Source organism: Streptomyces sp. YKOK-I1 (genome assembly GCF_054660435.1).
This window is the reverse complement of record NZ_BAAGDR010000001.1, coordinates 2,877,153-2,897,801: the sequence shown is the minus strand read 5'-3', so window position 1 is coordinate 2,897,801 and position 20,649 is coordinate 2,877,153. Positions and strand designations below refer to the sequence as shown.

The 20,649-nt window shown below is 69.7% G+C and carries 17 protein-coding genes and 1 tRNA gene; 5 read left to right on the top strand and 13 right to left on the bottom strand.

Features of this window, described 5'->3' with window-relative positions; translation table 11 throughout:
- Position 1: 1 nt before the first annotated feature.
- Positions 2 to 1,816, bottom strand: coding sequence for a bifunctional metallophosphatase/5'-nucleotidase (locus ACYQ8Q_RS12485; protein WP_460064479.1), 1,815 nt, complete (start codon positions 1,814 to 1,816; stop codon positions 2 to 4).
- Between the two features lie 174 nt (positions 1,817 to 1,990).
- Between ACYQ8Q_RS12485 and ACYQ8Q_RS12480 the strand changes: the two genes are divergently transcribed.
- Entirely contained in the window at positions 1,991 to 2,695 is a 705-nt protein-coding gene (locus tag ACYQ8Q_RS12480; protein ID WP_460064478.1) for an SIMPL domain-containing protein, read from the top strand.
- Positions 2,696 to 2,851: 156 nt separating this feature from the next.
- On the top strand, positions 2,852 to 4,288 hold the full coding sequence (gene pyk / locus ACYQ8Q_RS12475) for a pyruvate kinase (protein WP_460064476.1): 1,437 nt from the start codon (positions 2,852 to 2,854) through the stop codon (positions 4,286 to 4,288).
- Positions 4,289 to 4,295: 7 nt separating this feature from the next.
- Here the strand turns inward: pyk and ACYQ8Q_RS12470 are convergent, their stop codons facing one another.
- Entirely contained in the window at positions 4,296 to 5,075 is a 780-nt protein-coding gene (locus ACYQ8Q_RS12470) for a helix-turn-helix domain-containing protein (RefSeq protein ID WP_460064475.1), read from the bottom strand.
- Between the two features lie 80 nt (positions 5,076 to 5,155).
- A tRNA-Leu gene (locus ACYQ8Q_RS12465) sits at positions 5,156 to 5,239 on the bottom strand.
- 99 nt (positions 5,240 to 5,338) lie between these two features.
- On the opposite strand from ACYQ8Q_RS12465, the gene ACYQ8Q_RS12460 reads away from it, so the two are divergent.
- Positions 5,339 to 5,995, top strand: a complete 657-nt coding sequence (locus tag ACYQ8Q_RS12460) for an ANTAR domain-containing response regulator (RefSeq protein ID WP_055635600.1) — start codon at positions 5,339 to 5,341, stop codon at positions 5,993 to 5,995.
- A gap of 84 nt (positions 5,996 to 6,079) precedes the next feature.
- On the opposite strand, the gene ACYQ8Q_RS12455 is transcribed toward ACYQ8Q_RS12460, so the two are convergent.
- The 9 genes from ACYQ8Q_RS12455 to ACYQ8Q_RS12415 all read right to left on the bottom strand — a co-directional run bounded on the left by ACYQ8Q_RS12455 (position 6,080) and on the right by ACYQ8Q_RS12415 (position 16,030).
- Entirely contained in the window at positions 6,080 to 6,796 is a 717-nt protein-coding gene (locus ACYQ8Q_RS12455) for an ABC transporter ATP-binding protein (RefSeq protein ID WP_460064473.1), read from the bottom strand.
- Positions 6,793 to 7,689, bottom strand: coding sequence for an ABC transporter ATP-binding protein (locus ACYQ8Q_RS12450; RefSeq protein WP_460064472.1), 897 nt, complete (start codon positions 7,687 to 7,689; stop codon positions 6,793 to 6,795). The genes ACYQ8Q_RS12455 and ACYQ8Q_RS12450 overlap by 4 nt, the downstream gene beginning before the upstream one ends.
- Before the next feature lie 5 nt (positions 7,690 to 7,694).
- Positions 7,695 to 9,518, bottom strand: coding sequence for a branched-chain amino acid ABC transporter permease (locus ACYQ8Q_RS12445; protein WP_460064470.1), 1,824 nt, complete (start codon positions 9,516 to 9,518; stop codon positions 7,695 to 7,697).
- A 5-nt stretch (positions 9,519 to 9,523) separates the two neighbouring features.
- Entirely contained in the window at positions 9,524 to 10,456 is a 933-nt protein-coding gene (locus tag ACYQ8Q_RS12440; protein WP_460064468.1) for a branched-chain amino acid ABC transporter permease, read from the bottom strand.
- A 115-nt stretch (positions 10,457 to 10,571) separates the two neighbouring features.
- Positions 10,572 to 11,801, bottom strand: a complete 1,230-nt coding sequence (locus ACYQ8Q_RS12435; RefSeq protein WP_460064467.1) for a branched-chain amino acid ABC transporter substrate-binding protein — start codon at positions 11,799 to 11,801, stop codon at positions 10,572 to 10,574.
- 288 nt (positions 11,802 to 12,089) lie between these two features.
- Complete coding sequence (locus tag ACYQ8Q_RS12430) at positions 12,090 to 12,725, bottom strand: Tat pathway signal sequence domain protein (protein WP_460064465.1); 636 nt, start codon at positions 12,723 to 12,725, stop codon at positions 12,090 to 12,092.
- Positions 12,722 to 13,132 carry a hypothetical protein gene (locus ACYQ8Q_RS12425; protein ID WP_460064463.1) on the bottom strand — a complete coding sequence of 137 codons (411 nt, stop codon included), beginning with the start codon at positions 13,130 to 13,132 and terminating at the stop codon, positions 12,722 to 12,724. Before ACYQ8Q_RS12425 ends, ACYQ8Q_RS12430 begins: the two co-directional genes overlap by 4 nt.
- 105 nt (positions 13,133 to 13,237) lie before the next feature.
- On the bottom strand, positions 13,238 to 13,702 hold the full coding sequence (locus tag ACYQ8Q_RS12420) for a PaaI family thioesterase (protein ID WP_067245415.1): 465 nt from the start codon (positions 13,700 to 13,702) through the stop codon (positions 13,238 to 13,240).
- Between the two features lie 48 nt (positions 13,703 to 13,750).
- Positions 13,751 to 16,030 (bottom strand): FdhF/YdeP family oxidoreductase, encoded by a 2,280-nt coding sequence (locus tag ACYQ8Q_RS12415; protein WP_460064461.1) that lies wholly within the window; start codon positions 16,028 to 16,030, stop codon positions 13,751 to 13,753.
- A gap of 246 nt (positions 16,031 to 16,276) precedes the next feature.
- Here ACYQ8Q_RS12415 and polA point away from each other — a divergent pair, with 246 nt between their 5' ends.
- Positions 16,277 to 19,003: a DNA polymerase I gene (gene polA / locus ACYQ8Q_RS12410; protein WP_460064459.1), complete on the top strand. Its 2,727-nt coding sequence runs from the start codon at positions 16,277 to 16,279 to the stop codon at positions 19,001 to 19,003.
- Between the two features lie 207 nt (positions 19,004 to 19,210).
- The gene (locus tag ACYQ8Q_RS12405) at positions 19,211 to 19,534 is read left to right on the top strand and encodes a hypothetical protein (protein WP_460064458.1); all 324 of its coding nucleotides are present in this window, start codon (positions 19,211 to 19,213) and stop codon (positions 19,532 to 19,534) included.
- Here the strand turns inward: ACYQ8Q_RS12405 and ACYQ8Q_RS12400 are convergent.
- Positions 19,500 to 20,366 carry a DUF4184 family protein gene (locus ACYQ8Q_RS12400; protein ID WP_460064456.1) on the bottom strand — a complete coding sequence of 289 codons (867 nt, stop codon included), beginning with the start codon at positions 20,364 to 20,366 and terminating at the stop codon, positions 19,500 to 19,502. The genes ACYQ8Q_RS12405 and ACYQ8Q_RS12400 overlap by 35 nt on opposite strands.
- Positions 20,367 to 20,649: the final 283 nt, after the last annotated feature.

The window sequence follows — 20,649 nt, the reverse complement described above, 5'->3', positions numbered from 1 at the left end:
CTCAGAACACCGGCGTACCGTCCCGCGTGAGCTTCCAGTCCACCGACGCGAAGTCCTTCGGGTCCAGCACGCCCTTCGCGGTCACCCACTCCGCGATCCGCGTCCGGATCTCCGTCGACTCCGACCACAGCTCGGTGGCGGAGGCCACATACGGGAACGCGCCGCCGCCGTTCGCCCGGTAGTTGTTCACCGCGAACACGAACTGCTGGGCGTCGTCCAGCGCCGCCCCGTTGTACGTCAGGTTCTTGATCCGCGACCCTGCCGCCTGCGCGATGTCGATGTCGTACGACAGCCCCGACACATAGTCGTAGTTGTAGTCCGGCCGGTTGTTCGCGTTCGTCAGCTTGTCGACGTCCACGACCACGTCCGCCGCGGTCTGCACGAAGTACTGCGCCGAGTACTCCAGGTACGCCCTGACCTGCGCACCCGTCAGCAGCTTCGCCACCAGCGTGTTGTCGTACACGTACAGGCTCGACAGATCCCGGATCGTCACCTTGCCGGCCGGGATCTCCGACGTGCGCGAGAACGGCGACGCCTGCGAGATCACCGGCAGCGACGCGTACGACGTCCCCGCCAGCGCCGCCTTGACGACATCCTCCTGGACCTTGGTGATCAGGTCGATGATCGGGGCGTCCTTGTACCGCGCCTCGACCGTCGTCAGCGTCTCCGTCGCCGAACCGACCACCTGGTTGACGTACTCCACGACCTTCGCGTGCTCGTCCGAGAGCAGCTTGGTGATCTTCGGGTCGTCGGCCACGGTGTTGGAGTTCAGCACCTTCGACGCCACGGACTCGACCGTCCACCGCCCCTTGTCGAACACCAGCTCGATGTCGAACACGGACAGCCGCTCCGCGTACGCCAGCGGCTCCGACAGGACGACCGTCTTGCCGGTCTTCTCGTTCGTCACCTTCAGCTCGGGAATCTCCACGTGCGCGTGCCCGACCAGCACCGCGTCGATGTCCGGCACCTGCTGCGCCACCAGCGCCGCCGAGTTCTCGACGTACGGCAGCTGGTCACCGTACGAGGACGTGCCCGACGAACCCGAGTGCGCCGAGACCACGACCACGTCCGCACCCATCGCCTTCAGCTTCGGCACCCACTTCGCGGCCTGCTCCTCCAGCCCCGGGAACGCCAGCTTGCCCTGCACATAGGCCTTGTCCCAGATCGCGATACCGGGATTGGTGAGACCGAGGATCGCGACCTTGACCGGCGGCGCGCCCTTCACGCAGAACGTCCTGATCGCGTACGGCTGGAAGGCCGGCCGCAGCGTCTTGGCGTCCACCGCGTTGGCCCCGAGCAGCGGGAAACGCAACTGGCTCTCGAACTTCCTGAGCGTCTCGATGCCGTAGTTGAACTCGTGGTTGCCCAGCGCCGCCGCGTCGTACCCGATCGCGTTCATCGCCTGCGCCATCGGGTGCACCGGACCGCCCTTGGCGGTGATCGGGTCCACCTTCGCGTAGTAGTACGTCAGCGGGGTGCCCTGGATCGTGTCGCCCGCGTCCAGCAGCAGCACGTTCTCCCGCCCCTTCTCGGCGCGGATCTGGTTCACCAGCGTCGAGATGCGCGCGAGGCCCTGGGCGTTGCCGGCCTTGTCCGTGTACTCCGCGTTCTTGAAGTAGTCCCAGTTGAAGACATGCCCGTGCAGGTCCGTCGTCCCCAGCACGGTCAGCGCGTACCGCTTCGGCTGCTTGACGGGCTTCCCCGGCTTCTTCGCCTCCGCGGCCTGCGCCGCCGGAGCCGCAGCCGCCCCCGCGATCGCCACTCCGGCCCCGGTCACGGCGGACTTCTTCAGAAACTTCCGGCGGTTCAACGGCATGTCGCGAGCTCCTAGGGGAATGGTCAACAACGCGCGTAGACAAACGCGCGTAGATTCTGACCCGTCCATGACCGACGGCAACAGGCCCCGAAGGTTTCGATCTGGTGACCAGAGAGGGCAGCCAGGGGTCAACTCCGGCCCGGCAAAAGGGAAAGGCGTGACATGGTGGGGCGTATGACCTCACCGAGGATTCCCCCGTACGGCACCCCCGACGCGCCCCTCCTCGCCGTGCGCGGCGAGGCCGAACTGGAAACCGACCCCGACCTCGCCCGCATCGGCATCACCGTCACCGCACGGGGACGCGACCGCCGCACCACCCTCGACGACCTCACCCGCCGCAACACCACGGTCGTCGCCCTCGTCAAGTCCTACGGCGACGCCGTCGAGGACGTCTCCACGGGCGCCGTCTCCCTCACCCCCGAACTCGGACAGCGCGGCCGCGGCGAACGTGTCCGCGCCTATCACGGCCGCGTCCACCTCACCGCCGAGCTGACCGACTTCACCGCACTGGGTGAGCTGACGACACGCCTGGCCGACCAGGACCTGACCCGGGTCGACGGCCCCTGGTGGACCCTGCGCCCCGACTCGCCCGTGTACCGCCGCGCCCGGCAGCAGGCCGTGCGGGACGCCGTGCAGCGGGCGAAGGAGTACGCGGAAGCGCTGGGCACGACGATCGGCGCGCTGATCGAGCTGGCCGACACCGGGACCGGCACGGCGCCCGGCCGCCCGCAGTCCGGCTTCGGCCGCCGTGCGCGCCGTATGTCGGCGGCGGCGGAGGAGATGGAGTCGGCGCCCGAGCCCCTGGACCTCGAACCGGAGCGGATGCGGGTCCGGGCCGAGGTCAGCGCGCAATTCACGATGGTGCCGCCGACCCTGTGAATTCACCCTTTCGGGGAATGCGAGCCCGATTGCGGTGTGCTCATAAGAGCGGCACCCCGCACAATTCAACAGTTGTCAACTCTCCTTCACCAAACGGTTGTTGGCCGGTCACGTCCCCCCAATTCGCTACCGCCCGGTAAGACATAGGCTCGAAACATGCGCCGAGCAAAAATCGTCTGCACCCTGGGCCCCGCCACCGACTCCTACGACCAGATCAAAGCCCTGGTCGAGGCCGGAATGGACGTCGCCCGACTCAACCTCAGCCACGGCAGCCACGCCGAACACGAGGAGCGCTACCGCCGCGTCCGCAAGGCCTCCGACGAGACCGGCCGCAGCGTCGGCGTCCTCGCCGATCTTCAAGGCCCGAAGATCCGCCTCGGCCACTTCGCGGAAGGGCCGGTACTCCTCGAACGCGACGACACCTTCACGATCACCGTCGAGGACGGCGTCGCGGGCGACGGCAAGCGCTGCGGCACGACCTACGCCGGCCTCGCGGAGGACGTGACACCGGGTGAACGGATCCTCGTCGACGACGGCAAGGTCTGTCTGGAGGTCATGGACGTCGTGGGCCACGAGGTCCACACGAGGGTCGTCGAAGGCGGATTCGTCTCCGACCACAAGGGCCTGAACCTCCCCGGAGTCGCGGTCTCGGTCCCCGCCCTCTCCAAGAAGGACGAGGAGGACCTGCGCTGGGCGCTCCGCGCGGGGGCCGACGTGATCGCCCTGTCGTTCGTCAGGAGCGGCCGGGACATCCTCGACGTCCACCGCATCATGGACGAGGAGGGCCGCCGACTCCCGGTCATCGCGAAGGTGGAGAAGCCGCAGGCGGTGGACGCCATAGACGACATCGTGGCGGCCTTCGACGGAATCATGGTCGCGCGGGGCGACCTCGGCGTCGAGATGCCCCTGGAGCAGGTCCCGATCGTCCAGAAGCGAGCGATCAAGCTGGCGAAGCGCAACGCCAAGCCGGTGATCGTGGCGACGCAGATGCTGGACTCGATGATCGAGAACTCCCGGCCGACCCGCGCGGAGGCCTCGGACGTGGCGAACGCGATCATCGACGGCACGGACGCCGTGATGTTGTCCGGCGAGACCAGCGTGGGCAAATACGCCATCCAGACGGTCCGCACGATGGCGAAGATCGTCGAGGCGGCCGAGGAGGACATCCTGGCGACGGGCCTCCCGCCCCTGACCGAACGCAACAAGCCCCGCACCCAGGGCGGCGCGGTCGCCCGCGCGGCGGCGGAGATCGGCGACTTCCTGAACGCCAGGCTCCTGGTCGCCTTCACCCAGACCGGCGACACGGCCCGCCGCCTCTCCCGCTACCGCTCCCCGATCCCCCTCCTGGCCTTCACCCCCGAACAGTCGACCCGCTCCCAGCTGAGCCTGACCTGGGGCGCGGAGACCTTCCTGGTCCCGCCGGTGGGCTCCACGGACGCGATGGTCGCCCAGGTGGACGAGCTGCTGTTGAGGTACGGCCGCTGCGAGAAGGGCGACATCATCGTGATCACGGCAGGCTCCCCGCCGGGAGTCTCGGGCGCGACAAACCTGGTCCGAGTCCACCACGTGGGCGAGGACGACAGCCCGAAGTAGGGGCCGGTCAGTTCTTGGGGCCCACGTGGGCGTCGAGGAGGGCGACGGAGGCTTTGCGGGCGACGGAGATGTTGTACGGGTTTCCGTTGCGGGTGCAGTGCGTCCACTCGACGCCGAGCTTGTCGAGGGTGTCGGTGTAGAGCCTCCGGATGTCGTCGGAGACGTTGGTGAAGAAGTAGCGGGGGTATTCGTAGCGCTTGCGTTCGCCGGCGACGACACGGGTCGTCCAGTTGGTGAGACGACATCCGTCGGAGTGGATCAGGCCGCGGATGAAGTCCCAGGGGTGGGCGTCGACGATGGCCTGCTGCCAGTCTTCGAGGACGATCCGGCGTTCGTGCTTCTTGCCGGGGCCGTGCTGGGGGAACATGCACGTCCAGTGTTTGGTGTACGACTTGACCTCCACGCACCCCATTCTGTGACGCCGACTGATGTGGGGGAGCGGCATCACCTTGCGCATGGCTTCTTCCGCAGCCGCGATCAGCCCGGTCTGCCTTTCATTGCAGAAGATGGACAGGTGATGCTGCTTGGGTTTCGAGATGATGTGGCCGTCGCCGAGGTAGAGGCCCAGGAGATAGGCGTAGGCGGGCCGGTCGACCTCGTGGTCCGTGCATCTGGGGCAGTCGGTGGGGTGCTGGTACACCTCGCCGCGTTTCGCGCGGTCCATGTGTTTCCAGTAGCTGACTGTGCCCAGCGGGATGTTGAACTGACGAGCCACGTCGGAGTTCCGACTACCGTTGCGCAGCAGTGAGAGGGCCCTTTGCCGAACCTCGGTGCCATGAAAGTTCATACGAACACGTTGCGTGACTAATCGCGACGGCGCGCAGCAAAAAGGGGAGGATCACGCGAACGTGATCCTCCCCTTATCGGTGCCGGGTATGGGATTCGAACCCACACGTCCTTTCGGACAGAGGTGTTTGAGACCTCCGCGTCAGCCAGTTGCGCCAACCCGGCTAGCCAACCCGAGAGGAGTGTACCGGGTGACCATGCCGAGCTGCAGCTAGGTAGGCTCTAGGGGAGCAGCACCTGCCCGGCCCGCAACAAGGAGCCCCCGTGACCGCCCCCGAGTCGCCCCAGCCCGTAGACGTGCCCGATGACGACAAGTCGCACGTGCCTCCGCTGACGACCCGTGTCGTCATCGCCGAGGACGAGGCCCTGATCCGGCTCGACCTCAAAGAGATGCTGGAGGAGGAGGGCTACAGCGTTGTCGGTGAGGCCGGTGACGGCGAGCAGGCCATCGAGCTGGCCCGCGAGCACCAGCCCGACCTGGTCATCCTCGATGTGAAGATGCCCAAGATGGACGGCATCTCCGCCGCGGAGAAGATTGCGGAAGAGCGCATCGCGCCCGTGCTGATGCTCACCGCCTTCTCGCAGCGCGACCTGGTCGAGCGGGCCCGCGATGCCGGCGCCATGGCGTACCTCGTGAAGCCCTTCAGCAAGAGTGACGTCGTCCCGGCCATCGAGATGGCCGTCTCGCGGTTCAACGAGCTGAAGGAGCTGGAGAAGGAGGTCGCCGACCTCACGCTCCGCCTGGAGACCCGCAAGCTGGTCGACCGGGCGAAGTCGGTCCTCCAGACGGAGTACGGCCTGACCGAGCCCGCCGCGTTCCGGTGGATCCAGAAGACGTCCATGGACCGGCGGATGTCGATGCAGCAGGTCGCCGAGGCCGTCATCCAGGACGCCGCGGAGAAGAAGAGCAACAAGGGCTGACCCCCGCAGGTCCAGCACCTACGACGAAGGCCCGCGCCCGGAGAAGGGGTGCGGGCCTCGTCGTAGCCTCAGGACGTCAGGACCTCAGTCCTCGCCGAGGTAGGCCTTGCGGACCGACTCGTCGTGCAGGAGGTCCCGGCCGGTGCCGGAGAGGACGATGTTGCCGACCTCCATGACGTGGCCGTGGTCCGCCAGGGACAGCGCCGCCTGGGCGTTCTGCTCGATGAGCAGGATCGTCATGCCCTGGGACTTCAGCTCGGCGATGGTGGCCATGATCTTCTGCATCATGATGGGGGAGAGGCCCATGGAGGGCTCGTCCAGCATGAGCAGTTTCGGCTGGGACATCAGGGCGCGGCCCATGGCGAGCATCTGCTGCTCACCGCCGGACAGGGTGCCCGCGGCCTGCTTTCGGCGTTCTCCCAGGATCGGGAAGAGGTCGTAGGCGCGCTGGATGTCCTTCTCGATGCCCGCCTTGTCGCTGCGGAGGAAGGCGCCGAGGCGCAGGTTGTCCTCGATCGTCATGCGGGGGAAGATGTGCCGCCCCTCGGGGGAGTGGGCGAGCCCCAGCGAGACGACGTCGTGGGCCGGGACCTTCTTCAGCGACTTGCCGTTGAACTTGATCTGGCCGCCGACCGGCTTCAGCAGACCCGACAGGGTGCGCAGGGTGGTGGTCTTGCCGGCGCCGTTGGTGCCGATGAGGGTGACGACCTCGCCGGCCTCGACCTTGAAGGAGATGCCCTTGACGGCTTCGATCTTGCCGTAGGCGACCCGGAGGTCCTCGACTTCGAGCAGTGCGGTCATCGGTCGTTCTCCTTGCCGGGCGCGGCGTCCGTCGGGGTCCCGGCCTGTGCTTCGGCGGCTTCGACCTCGGCCACTTCCTCGTCGCCGGGGGCGTTCTCGAAGGGTTCGCCGAGGTAGGCGGCGACGACGCGCTCGTCGCCCTGGACGGTGGCGCTGTCGCCCTCGACGAGCTTCTCGCCCTGGACCAGGACGGCCACGCGGTCGCAGAGGTTGAAGATGAAGCGCATGTCGTGCTCGATGACGAGGACGGCGATGCCCTTGTCGCGGATGGCGAAGACGAGTTCTTCCGTCGCCCGCGTCTCCTGGGGGTTCATGCCGGCGGTCGGCTCGTCCAGGAGGAGCAGGCCCGGCTCGCTCGCCAGGGCTCGCGCGATCTCCAGCTTGCGCTGCTCGCCGTAGGGGAGGTTGCGGGCGAGGTGTTCGGCCTTCTTCTCCAGGCCCACGAACTCCAGGAGTTCCATGGCGCGTTCGCGGGAGGCCGCCTCGGCCTTGTGGAAGGCGGGGAGGCGCAGGACGGCCGACCAGAAACCTTCCTTCGTCCGTGTGTGACGGCCCACCAGCACGTTCTCCAGGACCGTCATGTTGGCGAACAGACGGATGTTCTGGAAGGTGCGGGCGATGCCGGCGGCGGTGACCTTGAAGGACTTGGGCGGCAGGACGGTGCCCTTGTAGCGGACCTCGCCCTCGGTGGGGATGTAGAGGCCGGTGAGGCAGTTGAAGAAGGTCGTCTTGCCGGCGCCGTTGGGGCCGATGAGGCCGACGATCTCGCCGCTGTTGACGGTGAGGTTGACGTCGCGGACGGCGGTGAGGCCGCCGAAGCGCATGGTGACGCCGCGTGCGTCGAGGACCGTCTCGCCGGTGGGGGCGACCGGGGTGGTGGTGTCGGTGGTCATGGTGGTCAGGCCCCTGCCTTCGTGAGGACGGTGGGCGCTTCCGCTTCCTCGTGGAACTCGAGCTGGCGGCGGCGGTTGGGGATCATGCCCTCCGGCCGGAAGCGCATCAGCAGGATGAGTGCGAGGCCGAAGGCGAAGAGCTGGTAGTCGCCCAGGAACTGGAGCTTGTTGGGGATGAGGAAGAGCAGCGAGGCGCCGATGAGGGGGCCGCCGATGGTGCCCATGCCGCCGAGGACGACCGCGGCGAGCAGGAAGGCGGAGTTGGGCGGGATGGCGCCGGCGAAGACGTACTGCTCGGGGGTGACGGTGTAGGTCACGTGGGCCTGGACCGTGCCGGCGAGGCCGGCGAGGGAGGCGCCGACGGCGAAGGCGATGAGCTTGACGCGGAAGCCGTTGATGCCCATGGCGAGGGCGGCGGTCTCGTCCTCGCGGATGGCGACCCAGGCGCGGCCGATGCGGGAGTCACCGCTGCGTCGGAAGACCAGCACGACGATGGCGGTGATGATGAGCATCAGGAAGAAGTAGTTGGCGAAGCGGCCGATGTCGAAGCCCAGGATGCTGTGGACGGCGCCGAAGTCGAACCCGAGGATGTTGAGGTTCGGGATCGAGGAGATGCCGTTGGATCCGTTGGTGATGTCGGGGCCGGAGGTGCCGTCGAGGTTGTTGGCGGTGATCCGGAAGATCTCACCGAAGCCGAGGGTCACGATGGCGAGGTAGTCGCCGCGCAGCCGCAGGGTCGGGGCGCCGATGAGGACGCCGAAGACCAGGGAGGCGGCGCAGCCGACGAGGGCGGCGGCCCAGAACGGGAAGTGCACGTCGAACGGCGAGCTCGGGGAGCCGGAGACCATGGCGGCGGCGTAGGCGCCGACGCCGAGGAAGGCGACGTAACCGAGGTCGAGGAGGCCGGCGAGGCCGACGACGATGTTCAGGCCGAGGGCGACGGTGGCGAAGATGAGGATGTAGACGCCGACGGTCGCGTACTGGTCGTCGGTCTGGGTGAAGGGGAACAGGGCCGCCGCGACGAAGGCGCCGCAGATGGTGATGTTCTGGTGCCGGGCGGTGATCTGGCTGGCCTGGGCGACGAGGCCGGACTTGTTGAGCGCGGCGAAGCCGAAGCCGGCGGTGATCAGGAAGCCGATGAACAGTTCGTCGTACTCGGTGCCGATGCCGTAGGTGAAGACGGTGAGGGCGAGGGCGAGGACGGCGATGATGATCAGGATCTCGACGTACGGGAGCAGGGCCGGGACGGGGCGGGTCGTGCCGCCGGCGAAGGCGGCCTTGACGGTCTGCCACTGGTGGCCGAGCTTGTGCTTGGTGTGCTCCCACGACGTGTCGTCGGGGTCGATCGGGTCGGGCTCGGGGTGCTCGAACGGCAGGGCCAGGGCGCCGACGAGGGCCGCGAGGCTGGCCACGGCGACGACATAGCCGCCGGGTTCGAGGTTGACGACTCCGCCGAGGTCGGCGCTGATCGCGATGACGGTGTACCAGGCGGTCGCGAAGGTGGCGAGCGCGGCGAACTTGATGGCGCCGTCGGCGCCGGCGGGGGCGAGCCAGCCGAAGCCCTTGAGGCCGTAGGAGGCCAGGGAGAACAGGGTGGTGAGCAGGCCGCCGATCAGGACAAGGACCTGGAGGCCGCCCGGGTAGCCGTAGACGGTGAGGTCGCCGGGGAAGTCGGCGGTCCAGGTCCAGGCCATGAAGGTGGAGACGATGGTGAGGATCGCGCCGCCGGTGGCGAGGGCGCGGGCGGCGTTCTCGGGGATGCCGATGAGGCCGGCGCGTGCGGGCGTGGTGTCGCCGAACGCCTCGGGTGTGGTGGTCTGTGTCGTCATCGGTGTCACGCCCTGTCCGCGACGCGCTCGCCGAGCAGGCCCTGGGGCCGGAACAGCAGCACGAGGATGAGGAGTACGAAGGCCCAGACATCGGCCCAGGACTGGCTGCCGAACTTGTCCATGCCGGGGATGTCGGCGATGTAGGCGGTGGCCAGGGTCTCGGCGATGCCGAGGACGACGCCGCCGATCATGGCGCCGTAGATGTTGCCGATACCGCCGAGGACGGCCGCGGTGAAGGCCTTGAGGCCGAGGATGAAGCCCATGCGGAAGTCGATCTGGCCGTACTTGAGGCCGTAGGCGACGGCTCCGATGGCGGCGAAGGCGGCACCGAGGGCGAACGCGATCACGATGATGCGGTCGGTGTTGACGCCCATCAGCTTGGCGGTGTCGGGGTCCTGTGCGGTGGCCTGCATGCCGCGTCCGGTGCGGGTCTTCATGACGAAGTAGGCGAGGACGCCCATGCTGATCGGGGCGGCGATGAGCAGGAAGATGTCACCGGTCTGGATGGTGACGCTGCCGATCTCGAAGGGGCCGCCCGGGATCTCGGGGAAGGTGCGTGCGGACTTGGCCTCGGGGTACCAGGCCCAGACGGCCTGCTGCAGAGCGAGGGAGAGGCCGATGGCGGTGATGAGCGGCGCGAGGCGTGGTGCGTTGCGGAGGGGACGGTAGGCGAACCGTTCCGCTCCCACGGCGACGGTGACGGAGACCAGGACCGCGCCCACCAGCATCAGCGGCAGGGCGATGGCCATCGAGGTGCCGTCGGGCAGAATGTATGCGTAGACCGTGAGAGCGCCGAACGCTCCGGTCATGAAGATCTCGCCGTGGGCGAAGTTGATGAGCTGGACAATGCCATAGACCATTGTGTAGCCGATGGCGACCAGGCCGTACATGGATCCCAGTAGCAGGCCGTTGACCAGCTGCTGCGGCAGTTCGTTCACCGCATGTCCTCCGAGACGGTTCGGATGTTTCGACGGGTGGGGCCGGATGTGAGTCCGCGCGGGGCGCCAGTGGAACAGCGCCCCGCGCGGCTCAGGAGTGGTGCGTGGGGAGGGGTCAGCCGGTGTAGGTGCCGGTCTTGACGGGCTTCCAGGCACCGTTCTCGACGGCGTAGACGGTGAGCTGCTTGTTGGTGGCGTCACCGTACTCGTCGAAGGAGACCTTGCCGGTCACACCGTCGAAGGAGACGTTCTGCATCGCGGCCGTGATCTTGGCGCGGGCGTCGTCCGGCAGCTTGCCGTCGTTGTCCTCGACGACCTTCTTGACGGCCTCGATGATGGCCCAGGCGGAGTCGTAGGCGTAACCGCCGTAGGCGGAGTACTCCTCCTTGTAGCCGGCGGCCTTGTAGTTGGCCACGAACTCCTTGGCGGAGTCGAGCTGCTCGACCGGGGCGCCGACGGAGGTCGAGAGGTCGCCCGTGGCGCTGGAGCCGGCGAGCGGGATGTAGTCCGCGGAGTTGATGCCGTCACCGCCGACCAGCGGGATCTTGGCGCCTGCGGCCTTGATCTGCTTGCTGAGCGGGCCGGCCTGCGGGTACTCGCCGCCGTAGTAGACGACGTCGGCGCCGGAGTTCTTGACCTTGGTGGCGACCGCGGAGAAGTCCTTGGAGTCCGGGTTGATGTGCTCGGTGCCGACGACCGTGCCGCCGAGCTTCTTGAACTCCTCGGTGAAGGTGCCGGCGAGGCCGGCGCCGTAGGTCTTCTTGTCGTCGATGACGAAGACCTTCTTCTTCTTGGCGTCGTTGAAGACGTACTGCGCGGCGAACGGGCCCTGGATGGCGTCCGTGGTCGCGGTACGGAAGTACGACTTGTAGGTGCGCTTCTTGCTCGTCGCCCAGTCGGTGCCCTGGGTGAGGGCCGGGTTGGTGTTGGCCGGGGAGACCTCGACCAGGCCGGCGTCGTCGAAGACCTTCTGCATCGACTCGGCGACGGAGGAGTTCAGCGGGCCGACGACGCCCATGACGGTCTTGTCGGCGACGAGCGCGGTGGCGTTCTGCTGGCCGGCGGAGGGCTGCGCCTGGTCGTCCTTGGCGACGATCTTGAAGGTGACGCCGTCGACGGTCTTCTGCTTGTTGGCCGTTTTGGCGGCGAGGTCGGCGGAGTTCTTGATGCCGAGGCCCATGGCGGACAGGTCGCCGGTGAGCGGGGCGTCGACGCCGATGGTGACGGTGGTGCCGCCGCTGTCGGAGCCCTTGTCGCCGCCGCTGTCACGCGAACCGCAGGCGGTGAGGGTGAGTGCTCCGGCGGACAGCGCAGCGGTGATGGCGATGAGCGAACGTTGACGCACGTTCCAGTCCTTTCCCTGGGCGGCTCTCCCCCCTGGAAGAGGCCGAGTCGAGCGCTGAGGCCGAAGGGGTATTCCAGCCGCGCGGTGACTGGGCGTGACTCTAAGCGGGCGGAGGGAACGGGGAGGAGGGTCTGAACCAGGCTGTGACTCTCTTGTTATGACACGAGGTAATGCAGAGCGGTACTTGGCGGGTGGAACAGCGAATTTCAGGCCGATTCGCCCTGTCCGCATGGTGAGAACGCGCAGGATGAACCCTGGTGTGTTCAGGCGTCTCGGGCGTTTTGGTGATTACGCGGATTCGTTGCTGCAGGCGACTTGCAGGGCCCGGGAGAGGTCCTGCGCATAGCGAGGTCCCAGGATGAAACTCTGCACTTGTATTGCACGCGTATTACGCAGAGTTACGTCGATGAAAGGAAGCCCGGCATTCTCCGGTACTTTCCCGCATTCCGCCACATGCATGGTGATCACGATCTTGCGGGCGGAGCCCGCTTCCGTGCGGAACGGGGCCCGGGGCGCCGAGGTGAGGGAGACACCGGCGTACGGCTGGGACACCCGGGTCACCGTGACCGGCGGGCCGGAATCCACGCTCAGCAGCACCTCGAAGGCGAGGGTGTGCGGTCGGGTGCCGGGTGGCACGGTGTGTGCGCCGATGTAGGTGACGTCGACGACCTGGGCGGGGAACGGCGGTGGGGAGGTGGCTGGTTCCCGCTCCTGGGGCCGGGTCGCGTAGAGAAGGCCGCAGAGGGCGAGCAGGCCGACGGTGAGAAGGGCGGCCAGGGCGGATCTGCGGTGGTCCGCGAGGAAGCCGCGCAGACGGATCAGGGGGGTGCGCGGGGGAGCGGGGGCGTCGGCCGGGGGTTCCGCCGGGTGCGTGTCCCACGCGTGCGTGCCCTCGCCGGGCTCGACCGGGCCGACGCCGCTCACCGCCAGGCGCCTTCGCCCGGGCCGCCGGAGCGGTACCAGTCCTCGCAGCCCGTGCGGGCCTCGCGGTCGATCAACGCGTCGGCGGCCGCGGCCCCTTCGCGCTTCTTCTCGGCCCGTGCCGCGTCCACGACGCTCCGCAGGATGTCGTACTGGCCGTTGGAGAGCCCCATCGACTGGTAGTCGCCGTAGGTGTGGCTGTCCAGGACCTCGCGGGACCAGTGGGCGACCACGCGTGTGCACAGCTCCTCGGGCGACGTGGTGGACGGGGAGACGGAGGAGGGGGCGGAGGCGGCGTGGGCCTCGCTTCGGGCGGTGTCGCCGCAGGCGGCCGCCGAGAGCGAGGCGAGCAGCACCCAGCCCGCCAGCCGTGCCGCCGCCCGCGCTCCGCCCGCGCCTCCCGTGGTCATGCCCCGACGCTAGGGTGCCGGGGCGCCAGGGGGCAACGGGCCTCGCGGCGCGTCGTCTTGGGGGCGGCCGGCCCGCTGCGGGACTGTCGGCCCGCTCCGGGGGCGTCAGCCGGCCGTGGGGGCGTCCCGCAGCAGACAGGTCAGCCGGGCGGTGCACACCCGGCGTCCCTCCTCGTCGCTGATCACGATCTCGTACGTCGCCGTGGACCGCCCCTGGTGCACGGGCGTGGCCACGCCGGTGACCAGCCCGGAGCGGACGCCCCGGTGATGGGTGCAGTTCAGGTCGACCCCGACGGCGATCTTGGAGCTGCCGCCGTGCAGCATCGACCCGACCGAGCCGAGGGTCTCGGCCAGCACCGCGGAGGCGCCGCCGTGCAGCAGGCCGTACGGCTGGGTGTTGCCCTCCACCGGCATGGTGCCGACGACCCGGTCCGCGGAGGCCTCGACGATCTCCACGCCCATGCGGGAGCCGAGGTGTCCGGCCGAGAACAGGGCCACGATGTCGATGCCGAGCGCGGCGTACTCCGCGATGACCTCCGGTGGGAACTTCACGTGCTGCTGCTCGCCCATGGGGCCGGGCTCCGTTCGTCGATCCGGGTCCAGTCACTGAGCAAACGCTCAGTCGGTCGACGATTGTTCCAGACGCACCACGACGGACTTGCTGGCCGGGGTGTTGCTCGTGTCGGCGGTGGCGTCCAGCGGCACCAGCACGTTCGTCTCCGGGTAGTAGGCGGCCGCGCAGCCCCGGGTGGTCGGGTACAGCACGACCCGGAAACCGGGGGCCCGCCGCTCCACCCCGTCCTCCCACTCGCCGACCAGGTCCACGTACGCACCGTCCGCGATCCCCAGTGCGCGCGCGTCCTCGGCGTTGACCAGGACGACCCGGCGGCCGTTCCTGATCCCCCGGTAGCGGTCGTCGAGGCCGTAGATCGTGGTGTTGTACTGGTCGTGCGAGCGCAGCGTCTGCAGCAGCAGCCGGCCCTCGGGCAGCTTCGGGTACTCGACCGGCGCGGCGGTGAAGTTGGCCTTGCCGGTGGCGGTCGGGAAGCGGCGCTCGTCGCGCGGGGCGTGCGGGAGGGTGAAGCCTCCCGGGCGGGCCACGCGCGCGTTGAAGTCCTCGAAGCCGGGTATCACGCGGGCTATCCGGTCGCGGATCGTCGCGTAGTCCTTCTCGAACTCCTCCCACGGCACCTTGCTGTCCGCGCCGAGCACCCGGCGGGCCAGCCGGCTGACGATGGCGGGCTCGGACAGCAGCTGGTCGCTCGCGGGCGCCAGCCGGCCCCGCGAGGCGTGGACCATGCCCATGGAGTCCTCGACGGTGACGAACTGCTCGCCGCCGCCCTGGAGATCGCGCTCGGTGCGTCCGAGCGTCGGCAGGATCAGGGCACGCGCGCCCGTGACGACGTGCGAGCGGTTCAGCTTGGTCGACACGTGCACCGTCAGCCGGGCGCGCCGCATGGCCGCCTCGGTGACCTCGGTGTCGGGGGAGGCGGCGACGAAGTTGCCGCCCATGGCGAAGAACAGCTTCGCCTCGCCGTCGCGCAGGGCGCGGATGGCACGCACCACGTCGAAGCCGTGCCCGCGCGGGGGCGCGAAGCCGAACTCCTTCTCCAGGGCGTCCAGGAAGGCCGGGGCCGGCCGTTCGAAGATGCCCATGGTGCGGTCGCCCTGGACGTTGGAGTGGCCGCGCACCGGGCACACACCCGCGCCCGGGCGGCCGATGTTGCCGCGCAGCAGCAGGAAGTTGACCACCTCGCGGATGGTCGGCACGGAGTGCTTGTGCTGGGTGAGGCCCATCGCCCAGCAGACGATGGTGCGCTTCGAGGCGAGCACCATGCGCAGGGTCTCCTCGATCTCCGCGCGCGTGAGGCCCGTCGCGGTGAGCGTCTCGTCCCAGTCGGCGGCGCGGGCGGCCTCGGCGAACTCCTCGAAGCCATGGGTGTGCTCGGCGATGAACGCCTCGTCGAGGGCGCCCCCGGTCTCCAGGACCAGCTTGTTCAGCAGCCGGAACAGGGCCTGGTCGCCGCCGATGCGGATCTGGAGGAACAGGTCGTTGAGGGCGGCGCCCCTGAGCATGCCCTGCGGGGTCTGCGGGTTCTTGAACCGCTCCAGGCCCGCCTCGGGCAGCGGGTTGACGCTGATGATCCGTGCGCCGCCGGCCTTGGCCTTCTCCAGGGCGGAGAGCATCCGCGGGTGGTTGGTGCCCGGGTTCTGGCCGGCGACGATGATCAGGTCGGCCTGGTACAGGTCCTCCAGCAGGACGCTGCCCTTGCCGATGCCGATGGTCTCCGACAGGGCCGAGCCGGAGGACTCGTGGCACATGTTGGAGCAGTCCGGCAGGTTGTTCGTGCCGAGCTCGCGCGCGAAGAGCTGGTAGAGGAACGCGGCCTCGTTGCTGGTGCGGCCCGAGGTGTAGAAGACGGCCTCGTCGGGCGAGGCGAGCGCGGCCGTCTCCTCGGCGATGATGTCGAAGGCGCGCTCCCAGGCGACCGGCTCGTAGTGCGTGCCGCCCTCGGGGAGGTACATGGGATGGGTGAGCCGACCCTGCTGGCCGAGCCAGTAGCCGCTGCGCGTGGCGAGGTCGGCGACGGGGTGGGCGGCGAAGAACTCCGGCGTGACCCGGCGCAGGGTCGCCTCCTCCGCGACCGCCTTCGCGCCGTTCTCGCAGAACTCGGCGGCGTGCCGGTGGTCCGGCTCGGGCCAGGCGCAGCCGGGGCAGTCGAAGCCGTTCTTCTGGTTGACCCGCAGCAGCGTCAGCGCGGTGCGCCGGACCCCCATCTGCTGCTGGGCGATCCGCAGGGAGTGTCCGACGGCCGGCAGACCCGCCGCCGCGTGCTTCGGCTCGGTGACCTCCGGCACGTCCTGGACCGGATCAGCCTCGGGCGGCCTGGTTGCCATCGCACCCTCCCCTTTGTCCTGCGGTGTGCGCCGGTGCCGTGTGCGACACGCGTGCGAATCCTCGCACGGGGCGCCGACGGTCACGGCGGCCGGGCGGGCGAGGACCCCCTTCATGGTTGCGTATAGAGCAATGGTTGCGGAAGGGGCAACGCTCTCGAGGTGTCGTGACCACGCGGTCACGGCGCGTCGGTGCGCGCGGACCGTGGGCGGGGCCGAGTGTCAGTGGGGCGTGGCAGGATCGGGGGCGTGGCAGAGACAGCATCGAAGAAGACCGAGACCCCCGACGCCGGCGCCCGCCCGCGCCTGATGCTCATGGACGGGCACTCGCTGGCCTACCGCGCGTTCTTCGCGCTGCCCGCGGAGAACTTCACCACCGCGACCGGCCAGCCGACGAACGCGATCTACGGCTTCGCGTCGATGCTGGCCAACACCCTGCGTGACGAGGCGCCCACGCACTTCGCGGTCGCCTTCGACGTCTCCCGCAAGACCTGGCGCTCCGAGGAGTTCACCGAGTACAAGGCGAACCGCTCCAAGACCCCGGACGAGTTCAAGGGCCAGGTCGAGCTGATCGGCGAACTGCTCGACGCGATGCACGTCTCGCGGTTCGCGGTCGACGGCTTCGAGGCCGACGACGTCATCGCCACCCTCGCCACCCAGGCCGAGGCCGCGGGCTTCGAGGTGCTGATCGTCACCGGCGACCGCGACTCCTTCCAGCTCGTCACCGAGCACACCACCGTGCTCTACCCGACGAAGGGCGTCTCGGAGCTGACCCGGTTCACCCCGGAGAAGGTCGTCGAGAAGTACGGCCTGACGCCCGCCCAGTACCCCGACTTCGCGGCGCTGCGCGGCGACCCGTCCGACAACCTCCCGGGCATCCCCGGCGTCGGCGAGAAGACCGCCGCGAAGTGGATCAACCAGTTCGGCTCGTTCGCGGACCTCGTCGAGCGCGTCGAGGAGGTCAAGGGCAAGGCCGGCCAGAACCTCCGCGACCACCTGGAGGCCGTCAAGCTCAACCGCCGCCTCACCGAGATGGTCCGCACGGTCGACCTGCCGAAGACGGTCACCGACCTCGAGCGTGCCCCGTACGACCGCACGGCCGTCGCGATGGTCCTGGACACCCTGGAGATCAGGAACCCCTCCCTGCGCGAGCGGCTCCTCGCCGTCGACCCGGGCGGCGCCGAGGCCGAGACGACCCCGGTGGTCACCGCGGGCGTCGAACTGGACGGCACCGTGCTGGGCACCGGCGAGCTGGCCGACTGGCTCGCCGGCCACGCCGGGCAGCCCCTCGGCGTCGCCACCGTCGACACCTGGGCGCTGGGCACCGGCTCGGTCGCCGAGATCGCGCTGGCCGCCGCCGACGGCCCCGCCGCCTGGTTCGACCCCACCCAGCTCGACGAGGCCGACGAGCGGGCCTGGGCGGCCTGGCTCGCCGACGCGGACCGCCCGAAGGTCCTGCACAACGCCAAGGGCGCGATGCGGGTGTCCGCCGAGCACGGCTGGTCCGTCGCCGGCGTCCGCATGGACACCGCCCTCGCCGCCTACCTGGTCAAGCCGGGCCGCCGCTCCTTCGACCTCGACGCGCTCTCCCTGGAGTACCTGGGCCGCGAGCTGGCCCCCGCCGCCACGGCCGACGGCCAGCTCGCCTTCGGCGCGGACGACGGCGCCGAGGCCGAGGCCCTCATGGTGCAGGCCCGCGCGATCCTCGACCTCGGCGAGGCCTTCCGCGACAAGCTCGAGGAGGTCGGCGCGGCCGACCTGCTCCAGGACATGGAGCTGCCCACCTCCACCCTGCTCGCCCGTATGGAGCGGCACGGCATCGCCGCCGACCGCGCCCATCTCGAGGCCATGGAGCAGATGTTCGCGGGCGCCGTCCAGCAGGCCGTGAAGGAGGCGCACGCGGCCGCGGGGCACGAGTTCAACCTGGGCTCGCCCAAGCAGCTCCAGGAGGTCCTCTTCGGTGAACTGGCCCTGCCCAAGACGAAGAAGACCAAGACCGGTTACACCACCGACGCCGACGCCCTGGCCTGGCTCGCCGGCCAGACGGACAACGAACTGCCCGTCATCATGCTCCGCCACCGCGAGCAGGCGAAGCTCCGCGTCACCGTCGAGGGCCTGATCAAGACGATCGCCGCCGACGGCCGGATCCACACCACGTTCAACCAGACGGTCGCCGCGACCGGCCGGCTGTCCTCCACGGACCCCAACCTCCAGAACATCCCGGTCCGCACGGACGAGGGCCGCGCGATCCGCCGCGGCTTCGTCGTCGGCGAGGGGTTCGAGTCCCTGATGACCGCCGACTACAGCCAGATCGAACTGCGTGTGATGGCCCACCTCTCCGAGGACGAGGGACTCATCCAGGCCTTCACCTCCGGCGAGGACCTGCACACCACGGCCGCCTCCCAGGTCTTCGCCGTCGCACCGGGCGCGGTGGACGCGGAGATGCGCCGCAAGATCAAGGCCATGTCGTACGGCCTGGCCTACGGCCTGTCGGCGTTCGGTCTCTCCCAGCAGCTCAACATCGAGGCGGGCGAGGCCCGCGCCCTGATGGACGCCTACTTCGAGCGCTTCGGCGGCGTCCGCGACTATCTGCGCCGCGCCGTCGACGAGGCCCGGGCGACCGGCTACACGGCGACCCTCTTCGGCCGCCGCCGCTACCTCCCCGACCTCAACAGCGACAACCGCCAGCGCCGCGAGGCAGCCGAACGCATGGCCCTCAACGCGCCCATCCAGGGCACCGCGGCCGACATCGTCAAGATCGCCATGCTCAAGGTGGACGGCGCGCTGCGCGCCGCGGACCTCACCTCCCGCATGCTGCTCCAGGTCCACGACGAAATCGTCCTGGAGATCGCGCCCGGCGAGCACGCGGCCGTGGAGGAGATCGTCCGCCGCGAGATGGCGGGCGCGGTCCACCTCAGGGCCCCGCTGGACGTCTCGGTGGGCGCGGGCTCCGACTGGGAGTCGGCGGCGCACTAGCCTCCGGCGGGAGAGCGGGGACCCGCGGGGAGCTGTCTCCCCACCTCCCGGGCGAGCATCGAGGGGCCCTGTCGGCACGGACAGGGCCCCTTCCCGTACCCCTTCTGCCCCGCCACCCGTCACCCCCGGTACATCCCCCGAAGGGCCCTCACCCACGTGGCCCCCGAGAACACGCCTCCCACCGTCCCGGCCCGCCACGATGCCGCCATGGGTATACGTACGCACCACCGCCGGACGGCCCCCACCCCGGGCACGGCGACCGCAGACACACAGGGTGACCGCGACCCGGCCCCTCCCCGGCACCGGCTCCCCGCCCTGGCGCCCGGTGCCTCCACCGCCCGCGTCCCCGGCACCCGGTGCGGCTTCGGTGCCACCCCGCGCCTGTGGGCCGAGCAGACCCGCGCCTACCTCGCCCTCGCACGGGCCACCCTCGGCCGTCCACACCGACGGAAGCCGACCCGCCGTATCACCGTCTTCGTCGCGACGCCGACGTCCCTCAGCGCACGTCCTGACGGCTCCGCCCCACGCTGACCTCCACCGGCCCGCCCGCCGCGCCCCCGGCGACCGGACGCCACACGCGCACGCCGACGGCGTACAGCAGCAGCCCCAGCACCAGGCCCGCGCCCGCCCCGAAGCAGACCGTCGGGACCAGCTCCCACGGCTTCGCGCCGCGTGACTCCCAGGAGGTCCACCACCGCGACACCCGCTGCACGGCCCCGGCCACAGCGCACCCGCCGATCACCGCCGCCGCCGTCCACCGGTCCCGCGCGGACAGCGCCGGCACCCCGACCGGCCCGTCCGCCGGCGCGCACCGCAGCGCGTGCACGACGAACGCGGCGATCACCACGGCGGCCACGGCCGACCCGCCGTACTGGAGATACCAGTACAGCGGCGAACCGGCCACCGTCTCGCCCAGCACCGGGAACAGCCGCATGCCCCAGCGGTCCGGATGCGTGAACGCGTCCCACACCACATGCGTCGACGCGCCGAGCACCGCGGAGACGTACCACCACGCCACGGTGGAGGCCCGCACGCGCGCGCGGGGCGCACCGCACCGGGTCAGCGCGGCCGTCCGCGCCTGCCGCGCCGGCGGCAGCAGCGCCACCAGCGGCTCGCGCAGCAGCAGCCAGAGCCCCACCAGCGCCCAGGCGATGACCACGTCGACGGTGAACACACCGGGGAAGGAGTGCGTGACGTCGCCGAAACCCATCGCCCCGGACAGGACACTCGCCGCGTAGTAGGTCAGATCGGGCGCGAACGAACCCGCCACGAGAACGGCCGGTACCAGCCGTCCACGGCCGGTCCCGTCGGCGCGTACCCCGGGCAGCACCGCCGCCGCATGACTCAGAGTGAACGGCAACACGGCTCCCGGAGGCGGAGGGTGGGGGTCCGGACCGACACGGTCACAGAAGACGTCCAGTATGCGGCAGTGGTTCCCGGACGAACGGAACCCGGCCAACCGGTGAAATGGAGGTGCGAACGGGTGCCGGTGCAAAAGAAGTTGTCGTAGGGTCGCTGGGATTGCCGTGCCGCCGCGGGCAGTCGAACAAAAGAACAGACCCAGACGGGCGCTCCGGGTGCAACCCTCGGGGCGGTCCGATCGTCACAACAGCCGCAGGGGTCGTCACAGCCAACACGGGCGTGGC

Bases quoted from the DNA above. Each gene is read 5' to 3' on its own strand.
- ACYQ8Q_RS12420 (WP_067245415.1), bottom strand. From the start codon at position 13,702: ATGGGCGAGCAGCAGCACGTGAAGTTCCCACCGGAGGTCATCGCGGAG.
- ACYQ8Q_RS12445 (WP_460064470.1), bottom strand. From the start codon at position 9,518: ATGACGACACAGACCACCACACCCGAGGCGTTCGGCGACACCACGCCC.
- ACYQ8Q_RS12480 (WP_460064478.1), top strand. From the start codon at position 1,991: ATGACCTCACCGAGGATTCCCCCGTACGGCACCCCCGACGCGCCCCTC.
- ACYQ8Q_RS12405 (WP_460064458.1), top strand. From the start codon at position 19,211: ATGGGTATACGTACGCACCACCGCCGGACGGCCCCCACCCCGGGCACG.
- ACYQ8Q_RS12425 (WP_460064463.1), bottom strand. From the start codon at position 13,132: ATGACCACGGGAGGCGCGGGCGGAGCGCGGGCGGCGGCACGGCTGGCG.
- ACYQ8Q_RS12470 (WP_460064475.1), bottom strand. From the start codon at position 5,075: ATGAACTTTCATGGCACCGAGGTTCGGCAAAGGGCCCTCTCACTGCTG.
- ACYQ8Q_RS12455 (WP_460064473.1), bottom strand. From the start codon at position 6,796: ATGACCGCACTGCTCGAAGTCGAGGACCTCCGGGTCGCCTACGGCAAG.
- ACYQ8Q_RS12415 (WP_460064461.1), bottom strand. From the start codon at position 16,030: ATGGCAACCAGGCCGCCCGAGGCTGATCCGGTCCAGGACGTGCCGGAG.
- ACYQ8Q_RS12485 (WP_460064479.1), bottom strand. From the start codon at position 1,816: ATGCCGTTGAACCGCCGGAAGTTTCTGAAGAAGTCCGCCGTGACCGGG.
- ACYQ8Q_RS12450 (WP_460064472.1), bottom strand. From the start codon at position 7,689: ATGACCACCGACACCACCACCCCGGTCGCCCCCACCGGCGAGACGGTC.
- pyk (WP_460064476.1), top strand. From the start codon at position 2,852: ATGCGCCGAGCAAAAATCGTCTGCACCCTGGGCCCCGCCACCGACTCC.